Consider the following 14739-nt stretch of genomic DNA (forward strand, 5'->3'; position numbering starts at 1 on the left):
GAGTGACCGTGCCCAGCATTTACATCGACGGCGCGTGGGTCGAGGCCGCATCCGGCGAGACCCGTGAGATCACCTGCCCCGCCGACGGATCCCACGTCATCACGGTGAGCGAAGGCGCCGAGGCGGACGCGCAGAAGGCCATCGCGGCCGCCCGCCGCACGTTCGACGACGGCGCCTGGTCCGCGACGCCCGCCAAGGAGCGCGGCGCCATTCTCGACAAGCTCGCCGACCTGCTCGAGCGCGACAAGGACAAGGTCGCCCGCGTCGAGTCGCAGGACACCGGCAAGCGCTTCGTCGAGTCCCAGTACGACATGGACGACATCATCGGCGTCTTCCGTCACTTCGCCGCTCTGGCCGACAAGGAGGCCGGCCGCGTCGTCGACACCGGCATGCCCAACGTCGCGAGCCGCGTCGTCACCGAACCGGTCGGCGTCTGCTCACTCATCACGCCGTGGAACTACCCCCTGCTGCAGACGGCCTGGAAGATCGCCCCGGCCATCGCTGCCGGCAACACCTTCGTCCTCAAGCCCGCCGAGCTGACGCCGCAGAGCTCGATGTGGCTCATGGACGCCCTCGCCGAGGCGGGCCTCCCCGCGGGCGTCGCGAACCTCGTCACCGGCCCCGGCGCCACGGTCGGATCCGAGATGACGACGAACGAGGACGTCGACCTCGTCAGCTTCACCGGCGGCCTCGTCACCGGCCGCGCGATCATGGCAGCGGCCGCACCGACCGTCAAGAAGATCGCCCTCGAACTCGGCGGCAAGAACCCCAACGTCCTGTTCGCCGACGCCGACATCCCGGCCGCCATCGACAACGCCCTGACGGCAGTCTTCCTCGACTCCGGCCAGGTCTGCTCGGCCGGCACGCGCCTCGTCGTCGAGGAGTCCATCCACGACGAGGTGGTCACCGAACTCATGCGCCGCGCCGAACTCATCCGTCTCGGCGGCCCGTTCGACGACAACGCCGAGACCGGCCCGCTCATCAGCGAAGCCCACCTCGAGAAGGTCGACACCTACGTCAAGGAAGCCATCGAGGACGGCGCGAAGCTGCTCACCGGCGGCAAGCGCGGCGAGGGCGAGCTCGCGAAGGGCTCCTACTACCTGCCGACGATCCTCGACGGTTGCGACAGCTCGATGCGCTGCGTCCACGACGAGTCCTTCGGCCCCGTGCTCACCGTCGAGACGTTCTCCGGCGACGACGCCAAGTCCGCCGAGGACGCCGCCGTCGCCATCGCGAACGACACGATCTACGGCCTGGCCGGCGCAGTCTGGACGCAGAACGCCGGGCGCGCCGAGCGCATGGCGCGCCGCCTGCGTCACGGAACCGTGTGGATCAACGACTACCACCCCTACGTGCCGCAGGCCGAGTGGGGCGGCATGAAGCAGAGCGGTATCGGCCGCGAGCTCGGCGAGCACGGACTCGGCGAGTACCTCGAGACCAAGCACATCTGGCACAACATCGACCCCGCACCGGCCGACTGGTTCAGCGGCCGCGAGGGCTGACCTGCCGCGCCCGCCCCGGGCCGAGCAGCACACATATCGCACCCGGTGAGGTTCGCCCCGTCGAACCAACCATCCGCTTTCAGGTCTTCGAACGAACTCTGTGGGGCAGGGTTTGTTCGAGGACGACCATGTGAGAACACAAGGAGATTCATCTCGATGAAGAAGCGTTACGACTACGTCATCGTCGGTGGCGGCTCGGCCGGCTCCGCGCTGGCCAACCGCCTCTCGGCCGACTCGAACACGAGCGTTCTCGTGCTCGAGGCCGGGCGCGCCGACTTCAAGATCGACCCGCTCATCCACATGCCCGCCGCGCTCATGTTCCCCAGCGGCAACCCGCTCTACGACTGGCGTTACGAGAGCGAGCCGGAGCCCTTCATGGGTGGTCGGCGTGTCGCGCACACCCGCGGCAAGGTGCTCGGTGGCTCCAGCTCGATCAACGGCATGATCTTCCAGCGCGGCAACCGAGGCGACTACGACAAGTGGGCCACGTTCGCCGGCATGGAGGACTGGGACTACGCCCACTGCCTGCCCTACTTCAAGCGCATGGAGACGACGCTCGCGGGCGCCGACGCCTGGCGTGGCGGTTCCGGTCCCCTCACGCTCGAGCGCGGCCCGGCTACCTCTCCCCTGTTCCAGGCCTTCTTCGAGGCCACCCAGCAGGCCGGCTACGCCCCGACGGATGACGTCAACGGCTACCGCCAGGAGGGCTTCGCACCCTTCGACCACACGACGAAGAACGGCTCGCGCATGAGCGCGTCCCGCTCCTACCTGTGGCCGGTCAAGAACCGCAAGAATCTCGACATCGCGACGCTCGCCTTCGTCACGAACTTGCGCTGGGACGGCAACCGCGTCACGGGCGTCGACTTCGTGCGCGGCGGTCGCCGCAAGCACTCCGTCGAAGCCGGCGAGGTCATCCTGTGTGGTGGCGCGTTCAACACGCCGCAGCTGCTGCAGCTCTCGGGTGTCGGCAACCCCGAGGTCCTCGCGGCCGCGGGCGTCGAGACCCGCGTCGACCTGCCGGGCGTCGGCGAGAACCTCCAGGACCACCTCGAGGTCTACCTCCAGCACGAGTCGGTGCAGCCGGTTTCCATCCAGCCCTGGCTCAAGAAGTGGAAGGCACCCTACATCGGCGCGCAGTGGCTCTTCGCCAACACCGGTGTCGGCGCCTCGAACCACTTCGAGGCGGGCGGCTTCATCCGTACGAACGAAGAGGTTCAGTACCCGAACCTCATGTTCCACTTCCTGCCGGTCGCAGTGCGTTACGACGGCACGGGCGGCGGTCACGAGCACGGCTACCAGGTGCACATCGGCCCGATGAACTCCGACGTGCGCGGCCACGTACGCATCACGAGCAACGACCCGAAGAAGCACCCGAGCATCCTGTTCAACTACCTGTCGACCGAGCGCGACCGCCGCGAGTGGGTCGAGGTCGTGCGCGCCGCGCGCCACATCCTCAGCCAGCCCGCGTTCTCGCCGTTCGACGGTGGCGAGATCTCCCCCGGAAGCGCCGTCCAGACGGACGAGGAGATCATCGACTGGATCGCGAAGGACGCCGAGACGGCCCTGCACCCCTCGTGCTCGGCCAAGATGGGCACCGACGAGATGTCCGTCGTCGACCCGAACTCGATGCGCGTGCACGGCACCGAGGGCCTGCGGGTCGCCGACGCGTCGGTCTTCCCGAGCATCACGAACGGCAACATCTACGCGCCGGTCATGATGGTGGCCGAGCGTGCCGCCGACCTCATCGCAGGCAACACGATGCTCGCTCCGGAGAACCCGCCCACCTACCGCGCCAAGGCCGGTATGCCGCTCTACCCCGAGGGCGACCCGCGCAATGACGCCTGGGACGCCAAGAGCGAGATCCCGAGCGCTGCCGCCATCGTGGGAGAGCCGCGATGAGCTCGGTGACGCCCGCCCCCGACGCCGAGGTCGAAACACCCGGCGAAGCCCGGATCAAGCCTGTCGTCCTGTGGACCACGGCCGTGTTCATCGCGGTCGTGGCCGGGTGGGCCCTCATCGACCCGAAGGGGGCCGAGAGCCAGCTCGGCACGGTCGTCGAGTGGATGGGTGGCTGGTTCGGCTGGTTCTACATCGCCCTGGCGACGATCGTCCTGTTCTTCGTCGTGTACCTGGCGCTGCGCTTCGGTCGCATCCGTCTCGGGCACGACCACGACCGTCCCGAGTACTCGACGTTCGCCTGGGCGAGCATGCTGTTCGCCGCCGGCATCGGCACGGACCTCATGTTCTTCGCCGTCGCCGAACCTGCGTCGCAGTACCTCGCACCGCCGCAGGGCAAGGGCGAAACGCTCGACGCCGCGCGTGAGGGCACCGTGTGGACCCTGTTCCACTACGGCATCACCGGCTGGGGCATGTACACGCTCATGGGTATCGCCCTCGGCTACTTCGCCCACCGCAAGGGCCTGCCGCTCGCGGTGCGTTCGGCGCTCTACCCGCTGTTCGGCAAGCGCATCAACGGCGGCATCGGCAACGCGGTCGACATCGCCACGGTGCTCGGCACGATCTTCGGTGTGGCGACCAGCCTCGGCATCGGCGTCGTCATGCTCAACGTCGGTCTCGACCTGCTGTTCGGCATCGACCAGGGCGTGCCCGCGCAGATCGGTCTCGTCGTCGTCGCCGTCGTCACCGCGACGATCTCCGCGACGTCGGGCATCGACAAGGGCATCCGCATCCTCAGCCAGCTCAACGTCATCCTCGCGCTGTTCCTCGCGGGTTGGGTGCTCGTCTTCGGCGACACCCGCTTCCTCCTGCGCGCGGCGACGATGAACGTCGGTGACTTCGTCAACCTCTTCCCGGGCATGACGCTCGACACGATGGCGTACGACTACCCGGGCGAGTGGATGAACCTGTGGACCCTGTTCTTCTGGGCCTGGTGGATCGCCTGGGCAAGCTTCGTCGGCATGTTCCTGGCCCGCATCTCGAAGGGCCGCACGATCGGCCAGTTCGTCGTGGGCACGCTGACGATCCCGTTCCTCTACATCGTCATGTGGGTGACGATGTTCGGTAACACCGCGATCAAGCGGATCATGGACGGTGACAAGGCCTTCGGCGACGCCGCGATCAACACGCCGGAATCCGGTTTCTACCAGCTGCTCCAGCAGTTCCCGGCGGCAACGTTCATCATCGGTCTGGCCACGTTCGTCGGCCTGCTGTTCTACGTGACGTCCGCCGACTCCGGCGCCCTCGTCATGGCGAACCTCAGCTCCGACCTGCCGGACGCCGAGACCGACGCCAAGCCGTGGGTGCGTGTCCTGTGGGCCGCCGCGACCGGCGTGCTGACCATCGCGATGCTCATCGTCGGCGGTATCACCGCGCTGCAGTACGCGACGATCGTCATGGGTCTGCCGTTCGCCTTCGTCATGATCCTCGTGATGATCGGTATCCACCGTGCGCTGACCGGCGAACAGCGGCACGCCAGCGCGATGCTGGACTCGCTGCGCTCGGGCACGATCGGTGCGCCGCCGACCGCGAACGGCTCGTGGAAGAACCGCCTCGCGCGTCAGTTCGGCAGTGTGTCTGCGAAGGCCACGGAGGAACGCATGGACGAGGTCGTCGTCCCGGCTCTCGAGGAGGTCGTCGCCGAACTGCGTGAGCGAGGCGTCAACGCCGAGCTCGAGCACCTGGCGCAGCCGACCAAGCAGCTGCGCCGTTCGGTGACCCTCACCGTGCACGCGGCCGACCCGCGCGCCGAGGACTTCCACTACACGAGCCAGATCCGCAGCATCAAGGTCGCGTCCTACGGCGCGCGCATGATCGAGGCGGACGACATCTCGTGCCAGCTCGAGGTCGTTGTCCCCGGCGGTGGCGCGTACGACGTGCTCACCTACTCCAAGGAAGAGATCGCGCACGACGTGCTCGACCACTACACGTGGTGGCTGAACACGAACGCCACGGTCGCCCAGGAAACCGAGTGACCATCGGCTGACGCACGAAGGCGGCGGGTACCGGATCTGATCCGGTACCCGCCGCCTTTGTCGTGCTGAACAGGCTCGGCGGGTCAGCGCATGCGCGCGACGAACTCGCTCATCGTGATCTGCGGGCCGGAGAAGAACGGCGTCTCCTCGCGCACGTGACGACGAGCCTCCGTGTACCGCATCTCGCGCATGAGGTCGAGGATGCGGTACATCTCGTCGGCTTCGAAGGCCAGGATCCACTCGTAGTCGCCCAAGCCGAACGACGCGATGGTGTTCGCGCGCACGTCCGGGTACTCGCGGGCGGCCATGCCGTGGTCGTGGAGCATCTTCTTGCGCTCGTCGTCGGGCAGGAGGTACCAGTCGTAGCTGCGCACGAAGGGGTAGACGCAGATGTACTTGCGTGGCGTCTCGTCGGCCATGAACGCCGGGATGTGGCCGCGGTTGAACTCGGCGACGCGGTGCATGGCGACGTTCGACCAGTAGGGCTCGAGGTGGCGGCCGAGGTCGGTGGCGAGGAAGCCCGAGTAAGCCTTCTGGAGCTCGTCGATCGACTCGCCGTGCCACCAGATCATCAGGTCGGCCTCGGCGCGGAAGCCGGAGAGGTTGTACGTGCCGCGCACGGTCACGCCCTTGCCCGCGAGCGAGTCGAGGTACTGGTCTGCCTCACGCGCGATGGCCTCACGGTCGCCGTCGACCTTGTCGACGATGGTGAAGACCGACCACATCGCGTAGATGCGGGAAGCGTTGATGCGGTCGACCGTGACGTGCTTCGGCTCGGGGCGCGAACTCGTCTTCTCGGGGTTCTGCGGGTTCTCCGGCTGCGGGGTGGTCACCGTGATTCTCCTTCGGGTGCGTGCTTGTTCGGAACAGGTTCGGGGGCTCAGGCGAGCGCGTCTTGAGCGGCGAGGTCGTCGAGGACGCGGTCGGCGGCGGCGCGCGCCGTGGCGACACAGGCGGGGATGCCGACGCCGTCGAGGGCCGCCCCGGCGACGTCGAGGGCGGGCAGCCGCGTGAGGTCGTCACGGATGCGTCGGACACGCTCGACGTGGCCGAGGGCGTACTGCGGCAGACCGTTCGCCCAGCGCTGGACGTGGGCGTCGAGCGGGGCGGGAAGGTCGAGACCGGTCGCCTCGCCTAGGTCGTCCAAGCCGAGGGCAAGGAGTTCGTCGTCGGCATGATCGAGGACGGCCTCGTCGCGATGGCGCCCCATCGACACGCGGACGTAGGCCACGTCCGGCGCGGCCTCGGCGAGCCACGGCCACTTGACGCTGGAGAAGGTCGAGGCCTTGATCGTGCGTCCGTCCACCGGAGGGACGAGGAAGCCCGTTCCCTCGGGAAGGCTCGCGTGGACGGAGGCCGGGAAGGCGTAGGTGACGATCGCCATCGTGGCGTACTCGATGCCGCCGAGCGCGTCCGAGGCTTCGGGCGCGATGGCCGCGAGCAGGCGGGCGGCTGCGGGCGCCGCCGTCGTGACGATGACGCCGTCGGCCTCGTGCGGTTCGGGCAGACCGTCCCGTTCGACTTCGAGGTGCCACGTGCCGCGATGGCCGAGCGAGCGGCGCAGCTCGGTGACGCGCGCACCGGTGACGACGTCCACGCCGCGATCGGCGAGACCGGCGCGAAGCGCTTCGGGCAGCGATCCCATGCCGTCAGTGGGCGCCCCGAACACCTGCCGTGTGTCGTTCGACGAGACCGCCGACGAAGCGGCCCGGGCGGCCTCGGTGAGGCGCCCGCCGTCGCGCAGGGCCTTGAAGAGCGGAGGCACACAGGCACGGGCCGAGAGCTCGCGGGCGTTGCCTGCATAGACCCCGCCGAGCAGTGGCTCGACCATGCGGTCGACGACGGCGGCGCCGAGGGCCTGCTCGACAGCGTCACCGACGCTGATGTCGGCCAGGTCATCTGCGCTGTCACCGGCTTCGGAACGGGGCACCGAGATCTCGACCGGACGCTCGTCGGCGGCACGAGCCACCTCGTCGTCGGAGAGCAGCCCGCGGGCCGACTCGGGGTCTGACGGAATGCCCATGAGTGTGCCGGCAGGTAGCGCCTCGAGCGAGCCGCGGGACCACAGGAGGGCCGGGAAACGTTGGGGGTGAACGGCCTCGACGCCGAGCTCGGCGAGCAGGTCGACCACCTCGGGGCGGCGCCAGAGGGCCGACTCGGCACCGACATCGACGCGGTGCCCGGCGATCTCCTCCTGGCGCAATTTGCCGCCCACGCGCTCGTCGGCTTCGAAGACGGTGATCTTCCACGAGGGCGCCGTCGTCGCGAGATGCCACGCGGCGACGAGACCGCTCACTCCACCACCGACGATCGCGACCGACTTCATGCTCCCAGTTTCCCACTCTCAGCGCGGGTTGGGGTCGCCGGGGCGGCGCGTTGGGGGCAAGTCGTGACGTTGGTCCCGACTCGGGCGGCAGCGACCCACCAGGGAGCGACGGGTGCGGCTACTCCCCCGTACTTCCGTCGACGGCCTGACGCAGGAGGTCGGCGTGACCGTTGTGCCGCGCGTACTCCTCGATCATGTGCACGAGGATCCACCGGAGGCTCACTGTTCCTTCGTCCTCCCGAGGGTTGACGGCGAGGGCGTCCAGACCGGCGTCGTGGGCGAGGGCTTCGTCGACGATACGGTCACTGACCGCGACGGCGTCGTCGAACCACGCCCACAGTTGTTCCTGGGAGTGATCGGCCGCGTGCTCCCACGCCCAGTCCACACCGGCTCCGTGGGAGTGCGCGAGCCAATCGGGGCGCTCGATGCCGCCCGCGAAGGTGAGGTTGAACCAACCTGCCTCCACCATCGTGAGGTGCAGCATCAGCCCGGCGAGCGTCATGTCCGTCGGGGGCAGGGCCCGACGCAACTGCTCGTCGTCGAGGCCGGAGCACTTCCACCGCAGCGTGTCGCGGTGGTGCTCGAGCATCCCGCGCAGCGTGGCGACCTCGTCGCCCTGCACCGGCGCCCAGCGCCTTTCGTCAGCCGACATCGCTGAACCACCTGTCATCTCGGGCGCTCCGCTCTCCTCGTCAACGACGTCACCCTACGTGCGGGAGGCGAGCGAGGCGTTGACCTCACCGAGAACGTCTGCGGCGCGCCGCAGATCGTCCTCAGCCAGCGTGAACGGAGTCCGGAGTCGCCCTTCGAGGCCACGTCCGTCGAGGGAGAACGCACTGCCCGGCGTGAGGGTGAGACCACGCAATGCCGCCCGTCGCACGATCTCGCTCGACTGCGCGCCCGGCAGCCTCCACCACAGCGACAGGCCGCCGTCGGGAAGGTCACAACTCCACCCCGGGCAGGCCCGGGCTATGGCGTCGCGCAGGAGAATTCGTCGACCGGCCAGCTCTGCGCGACGCTCGTCGTCGAGGCCGGATTGATCACGCAGCAGGCCGGCGAGAACGATCTGTTCGAGCACCGGCGCTCCGAGATCGAGCGTCACGCGCGCCGACGCGATGGCACCGATGTAGCGGCGCGGCGCGCGCACCCATCCGAGGCGCAGTCCGCCCCAGTACGTCTTGCTCGCCGACCCGACCGTGATGCACTCGGGAGCAAACGCCGCCATGGGGCGAACGCGCGGCGCCGCGTCGAGCCACAGGTCGGCCAGGGTTTCGTCGACGATGCCGACGATGCCGTGCTTCGCCCACAGACGCGCGAGGTCATGGCGGTCTTCCTCCCCCATGAACCGGCCCGTCGGGTTGTGAAAGTCCGGGATGACGAGCATGGCCTTCGGCGCCCGGCGCGCGAAGGTTTCGGCCGTGGCCCGCACATCGAGACGACGCTCGTCGTCCGATTCGACGGCGGGCACGAACCGCGCGCCACGGCTTCGCAGCGACGCAAGCGAGTTCGGGTAGCCCGACGGCTCGACGGCCACGGCGTCTCCCGGTGAAACCAATGCCAATGCCGTAGCGGCCACACCGGCGAGAGCGCCCGTCGTCACGAGGATCTGATCGGGCGTCGTCGGCACGCCCCGCGCGGTGTAGCGCTCAGCGAGGGCATCACGGAGGTCGGGCACGCCGTCGCGGAAGTACCCGCCTTCGTGGGTGTAGGCCGCCAGGTGCCGCGAGGCCTCCGCGAACCGTTCGGCGAGGCCGCCCACTGCGGCTGGAGCCGTGTTGGTGAGGTTGATTCCTCCCTGCGGATCGAACCCGCCGAGCACGCCGCTCACGGGTTCGCCACCGCCCGAGACGGGGCCACCGGGGATGCGCACGCGCGTTCCGGAGCCGCGGCGGGCTGCGGCGAAGCCACGCTCGCGCAGCAGTGCGTACGCGTGAGTGACCGTCGTGCGCGACAGGCCGAGCGCCACGGCAGCATCACGCTCGCTCGGCAGGCGGGTGTCATGCGTCAGCCTGCCGTCGGCCACGAGACGTTCGATGCGGTCGCTCAACCAGGCGTACGCCGAACCTCGCTCGGGCGGTGGGCCGACGAGGCGCGCGAGGGCATTCGCCCCGATCCTGCGTTCCATGGGGCCACTGTGTTCGAATTGGCTATACAAGACAAGGCCACTTCTGCTGCACTCTGGTTTCATGAGCACCATGTCGACGGCCCAACCTCAGCCCGACGCGCCCGCGCGTCCTTCGCGTGGATCGCGCCAGCTGGCCAATCTGACGCCGATGGGTCAACTGCGTGCCGGCAAGCTCGGTCGTCGGCTGCCGCAACTCTTCATCGGCCTGACGCTCTTCGGCGCCGCGATGGGCCTGTTCGTGCGAGCGAACGTCGGCCTCGAGCCCTGGGGCGTCTTCCACCAGGGCGCAGCCTGCACACCGGCTGGTCGATGGGCACCGTCACGATCGTCGTGTCGTTCATCGTGCTGCTGCTGTGGATCCCCATGCGTCAGTGGCCCGGGCTCGGCACCGTGGCGAACGCGGTGTGGCTCGGTTTCGTGCTCGATGCGACGATGGCGCTCGTCTCCGAGCCGAACTCCATCGTGGCGCGCTCGGCGCTCTTCGCCGTCGGCCTGCTCGTCAACGCCATCGGCGGCGCGATGTACATCGGAAGCCAACTCGGCCCCGGCCCCCGCGACGGTCTCATGACGGGCCTGCACCGCATCACGGGCCTCAGCGTCCGCCTCGTGCGCACGAGCATCGAGGTCGTCGTCCTCACTTCGGGCTGGCTGCTCGGCGGTGGCGTGGGCGTCGGAACGGTGCTCTATGCGCTGCTGATCGGCCCGCTCGTGCAGTTCTTCCTCCCGTGGTTCACGGTCGAGTTGGACGGGCACCGAGCCGAGGGTGCCAAAGCGCCTGAGGGCCCGGGGAAAGAGAACGCCACATACCCCGAGGGTGACTGAGCTTTGCCGAGGCAGCTGAACGGCGTCAGGCGTCGGCGACGGGTCGCGAGTCGCCGGCCCTGACGCCCCGCACGATCGTCAGTCCGAGGACGACGAGACCGGCCGCGAGGAGAGATCCGCCGGCCATCTCCGAATCGAGGGGCGCGAGGAACGCGAGCGCCGCACCGAGGAAAAGTGCCCTGCGGGTGCGACGGCGCTCGAGCAGCAACAGCGCTGCGGCCGGCACCACGGCGAGTGCGTACCAGGACTGCACGACCGGGGCGAGGAGCACCACCGCAGCGAACACCCCGATGCACGTTGCGAGTCCGGCCTTGAGGTCACCCGTGGGCCTGGTGAGCGCCAGGACGATGACCAAGGCGACGGCGAGCGCCATGCCGAGCGAACGCACGACGGGCACGGCGTACATCTCGAGGCCGCTGCCGGTCTGTGCGAGCAGCCATTCGAGCACGACGCCTACGGCGGTGGGCGCGGACGCCGGGGTGACGACGACGCCCGGCACGCTGAGCACCTTGACCCATCCGAGCCCGAGCCCGTAGGGAATGCCGCTTGCCGCGACGGTGGCGGCGGCGATGAGACCACCGGCCGCGAGCCTGACGAATCGTCCGGGTACCCGCACTGCCCCGGGCAAGGAGACGAGAACGACGGGAACGACCGCGACCACGGCCGTGAACTTCACCGCAGCGGCAAGACCGACGAGCACGACGCCGATCACCCACCGACGTTCGGCGGCGAACACGAACGCCGCGGCCACGAGGCCCATGACGAGGGCATCGTTGTGCAACCCGCCGACGGCGTGGACGAGGACGAACGGTGACGCGATCGCGAGGGCCGTCGCCCTCGCCGGGTCGATGCCGAGGTGGCGGGCGAGGCGCGGAACCGCCCACCCAGTGAGGGCGAGCCCGATCAGGGCGGGCACCCGCTGGAGCAACAGCAGGAGCGTGGGATCGCCGAACACCTCGCGCGTCAGAGCACCCCAGATGATGGGGATCGGCCCGTACGGCGTGGGGGTGTAGCGCCAGATCGGGTCGACCATCGAGGTGAGTAGCTCGGGCATCTCGCCCGGGGAGATCGTGTACGGGTCACGCCCGGACGCCGCGACGGCGCCCTGGGCCATGTAGCTCCACCCGTCGTGGGAGAAGAGCGGCGGCGCGATGAGCAGGGGCGCCATCCAGCGCAGAGTCACGCCCCGTACGTGACGGACGCGTTCGTCGGCCGATCCTTCCGCCGGGGTCCGCACGAGGCTCACCCATGCGTGCGTGAGCAAGGCGACGCCGATCAGCGTGACGACGAGGGCGAGGAAGCGTCCTGGCGCGTTCGTGCCCAACCACTGCAGCGGGGCGACGAGGAAGCGCACCGGGCTCGGAGGCAGCTCGTTGAGGACGAGCCCCGCGAGGAGCAGGAGCACCGAGCCGCACACACCCCGGCTGACGAGGGTGCCGGGCAACGTCGGAGCACGCATGTGCCGGAGCGTCAGCGAGCGGAGATCTCGTGAACGCGGGCGACGACGCGCGTGATGACGTCGGGGTCGGTGCTCGGCAGGACGCCGTGGCCGAGGTTGAAGATGTGGCCCTTCGCGCGACGGCCTGCGGCGACGATCTCGTCGACCTTGGCCTCGAGGGGCTCCCAGGGAGCGAAGAGGAGCGCGGGGTCGAGATTGCCCTGGAGAGCGTACTGACCGCCGGTGCGTTCGCGGGCGGCGTCGAGGTCGACGCGGAAGTCGACACCGACGACGTCGGCGCCCGCCTCGCCCATGGCGGAGAGCAGTTCACCGGTACCGACGCCGAAGTGGATCTTCGGCACGTCGAGCCCCTCGACAGCGGCGAGCGCCTGACGTGAGTGCGGCTGGACGAAGCGCAGGTAGTCGGCAAGCGGGAGGTTGCCGACCCACGAGTCGAACAGCTGGACGGCACTGGCGCCGGCTTCGGCCTGCACGCGCAGGAACGCACCGGAGATTTGGGCGAGACGAGCGCACAGGTCGTTCCAGAGCTCCGGGTCGCCGTACATGAGCGCCTTGGTGTTCTCGTGGTTCTTCGAGGGCCCGCCCTCGACGAGGTACGAGGCGAGCGTGAAGGGTGCACCCGCGAAACCGATGAGCGGCGTGCCGCCGAGTTCGGCGGTGAGCAGCTTGACCGATTCGGTGATGTCCGGGACGGCGTCGGGCGTCAGCTCGGGCAGGCGGTCGAGGTCGGCGCGCGTGCGGATCGGCTGCGCGACGACCGGGCCCACGCCCGCGACGATGTCGAGGTCGACGCCGACAGCTGCGAGCGGCACGACGATGTCACTGAAGAAGATGGCGGCGTCGACGTGGTGACGACGCACGGGCTGCATCGTGATCTCGGTGACGAGGTCGGGGCGGCGGCACGACTCGAGCATCCCGACGCCTTCACGCACCTTGCGGTACTCGGGCAGCGAACGGCCCGCCTGCCGCATGAACCACACGGGCGTGTAGGGCACTTCTTCGCCGCGGGCAGCCTTGACGAGGACGGAGTTACGCGGGTCGACATTCGTTTCGCTCACGCTCGAAATCCTCTCATGCGCACCTGGCTTCGGCAGCGGCGAACCACCCGGAGGACCCCGGTCGATCTGACAGTGTGAAGCCATGGCCTCCCCCGCCGAAACCCTGCACACCGAACGCCTCGTCCTTCGCCGCTTCGCACCCGATGACGACGCCGACCTCGAGTTCGCTCTCGAGCTCCATGCGAACCCCGATCTGGCCCGGTTCATCCCGTCGGCCGTTCTCACCACCCGCGAGGACGCGGCCGCGTGGTTGCGCCGGATCGACGGCAACACCGCCCCGGGACGCGGCTGGTGGTGCGTCGAGGCCGAGGGCGCGCCCGTCGCGGCCATCCTGCTCAAACCGATCCCTTTCTCCGCCGGGTACACGAACGCGGCGACGGAGGATGTCGAGATCGGGTGGCGCGCCACGAGCACAGCCACCGGTCACGGCTACGTCACGGAAGCGGCCCGCGCCGTTCTCGACGCGGCGCTGGCCGGTGGCCTCGACCGGGTTGTCGCCGTCACCGACCCGGCCAACGTCGCCTCACGACGGGTGACCGCGCGTATCGGCATGACGCACCTCGGGCGCACCGAGCGCTACTACGACGCGTCGCTCGAACTGTTCGTCGCGCGCAGCGACCGGTCGGCCTGAGCCGTCAGATCGACACGAGGCACACGCCCACGACGGTGAGTGCCACACCCGCCAGCTGAACCCCGCGCAGTCGCTCGCCGAGGAAGCCGCGGGCGAGCAGGAGCGTCGCGACCGGGTAGAGCGAGCCGAGCACGGCGACGATCGAGACCTGCCCCTGGGCTGAAGCGGCGGCGAACAGCAGGTTCGCGACGAGGTCGCCGATGCCGAGCAGCGGCAACGCAAGAAGGAGACGAGGCGTCAGAGGTTCGCGGGCCGCGTTCCGTGAACGCAGGACGAGGAACGTGGGGATGAGCAGCGACAGGCTGCCGCACCGCATGGCGAGCATGGAGCCGGACAGGTCGTGCCGCGCCCCTCCGTCCATGAAGTACAGGGACAGCCCGAACGCGACGGCGGCGATCGCGGCGAGCGTGACCGGCCTGTGGCCCACCTCATGCGACAGTTCGGGTCCACTTGCGAGCACCGCACCCACGAGGGCGACGACAAGGCCCACCCCGACGATCGTCGTCCACGCGTCGCCACGGAGGAGACCGAGCGTGACGGGCACGATGGCACCGAGGGCCGTGATGGGCGAGACGACGCCCATCGTCCCGGTCGACAGCGCCGCGTACAGGCACAGCAAACCCACGGCGCCACTGAACCCCGCCGCGATGCCCCAGAGCGCCCACGCCGTGACGGGCGAATCCCCGTGCGAGCCCCACAAACTCACGGACAGGAAGAACACGAACGCCGCAGCGAGGCCACCGAGCTGAGACAGGGTGACGACCTTGACCGGGTGCATCCGCTTCGTCAGAACGCCTCCGGCGAAGTCTGCGCTACCCCAGACGGCGGAGGAGAGAAGGGCTAGGAACGTCACCACATGCGCAGGGTAGGACGCGCGGCGTGCC

General features: G+C 69.2%; 12 protein-coding genes. 5 read left to right on the top strand and 7 right to left on the bottom strand.

Going from position 1 to position 14739, the window contains the following annotated elements; all coding sequences use genetic code 11:
- Positions 1-8: 8 nt before the first annotated feature.
- From D1832_RS07045 to betT, 3 genes are all read left to right on the top strand, one after another.
- Complete coding sequence (locus tag D1832_RS07045; RefSeq protein WP_118913277.1) at positions 9-1502, top strand: aldehyde dehydrogenase family protein; 1494 nt, start codon at positions 9-11, stop codon at positions 1500-1502.
- 156 nt (positions 1503-1658) lie between these two features.
- Positions 1659-3401: a choline dehydrogenase gene (gene betA / locus D1832_RS07050; RefSeq protein ID WP_118913227.1), complete on the top strand. Its 1743-nt coding sequence runs from the start codon at positions 1659-1661 to the stop codon at positions 3399-3401.
- Positions 3398-5434 carry a choline BCCT transporter BetT gene (gene betT, locus D1832_RS07055; protein ID WP_118913228.1) on the top strand — a complete coding sequence of 679 codons (2037 nt, stop codon included), beginning with the start codon at positions 3398-3400 and terminating at the stop codon, positions 5432-5434. Before betA ends, betT begins: the two co-directional genes overlap by 4 nt.
- A gap of 83 nt (positions 5435-5517) precedes the next feature.
- Here the strand turns inward: betT and hemQ are convergent, their stop codons facing one another.
- The 4 genes from hemQ to yczR form a co-directional block, all read right to left on the bottom strand.
- The gene (gene hemQ / locus D1832_RS07060) at positions 5518-6267 is read right to left on the bottom strand and encodes a hydrogen peroxide-dependent heme synthase (protein WP_241510906.1); all 750 of its coding nucleotides are present in this window, start codon (positions 6265-6267) and stop codon (positions 5518-5520) included.
- 47 nt (positions 6268-6314) lie between these two features.
- Positions 6315-7760, bottom strand: a complete 1446-nt coding sequence (hemG, locus tag D1832_RS07065; RefSeq protein ID WP_118913229.1) for a protoporphyrinogen oxidase — start codon at positions 7758-7760, stop codon at positions 6315-6317.
- 118 nt (positions 7761-7878) lie between these two features.
- Positions 7879-8412, bottom strand: coding sequence for a DinB family protein (locus tag D1832_RS07070; RefSeq protein ID WP_118913230.1), 534 nt, complete (start codon positions 8410-8412; stop codon positions 7879-7881).
- A gap of 54 nt (positions 8413-8466) precedes the next feature.
- Entirely contained in the window at positions 8467-9885 is a 1419-nt protein-coding gene (gene yczR / locus D1832_RS07075; protein ID WP_182434703.1) for a MocR-like transcription factor YczR, read from the bottom strand.
- Positions 9886-10194: 309 nt separating this feature from the next.
- Here yczR and D1832_RS07080 point away from each other — a divergent pair, with 309 nt between their 5' ends.
- Positions 10195-10707: a YczE/YyaS/YitT family protein gene (locus D1832_RS07080; protein WP_338067300.1), complete on the top strand. Its 513-nt coding sequence runs from the start codon at positions 10195-10197 to the stop codon at positions 10705-10707.
- A gap of 25 nt (positions 10708-10732) precedes the next feature.
- Here the strand turns inward: D1832_RS07080 and mptB are convergent, their stop codons facing one another.
- Both mptB and hemE read right to left on the bottom strand, forming a co-directional pair.
- Entirely contained in the window at positions 10733-12166 is a 1434-nt protein-coding gene (gene mptB / locus D1832_RS07085) for a polyprenol phosphomannose-dependent alpha 1,6 mannosyltransferase MptB (RefSeq protein ID WP_118913232.1), read from the bottom strand.
- Between the two features lie 11 nt (positions 12167-12177).
- Positions 12178-13308 carry a uroporphyrinogen decarboxylase gene (gene hemE, locus D1832_RS07090; protein ID WP_118913233.1) on the bottom strand — a complete coding sequence of 377 codons (1131 nt, stop codon included), beginning with the start codon at positions 13306-13308 and terminating at the stop codon, positions 12178-12180.
- On the opposite strand from hemE, the gene D1832_RS07095 reads away from it, so the two are divergent.
- Positions 13307-13855: a GNAT family N-acetyltransferase gene (locus D1832_RS07095; protein ID WP_118913234.1), complete on the top strand. Its 549-nt coding sequence runs from the start codon at positions 13307-13309 to the stop codon at positions 13853-13855. The genes hemE and D1832_RS07095 overlap by 2 nt on opposite strands.
- Positions 13856-13859: 4 nt before the next feature.
- Here the strand turns inward: D1832_RS07095 and D1832_RS07100 are convergent, their stop codons facing one another.
- Entirely contained in the window at positions 13860-14711 is an 852-nt protein-coding gene (locus D1832_RS07100; protein ID WP_182434704.1) for a DMT family transporter, read from the bottom strand.
- Positions 14712-14739: the final 28 nt, after the last annotated feature.

Origin of the sequence: Dermacoccus abyssi (assembly GCF_003515945.1) — a bacterium.
Lineage (GTDB): Bacteria > Actinomycetota > Actinomycetes > Actinomycetales > Dermatophilaceae > Dermacoccus > Dermacoccus abyssi.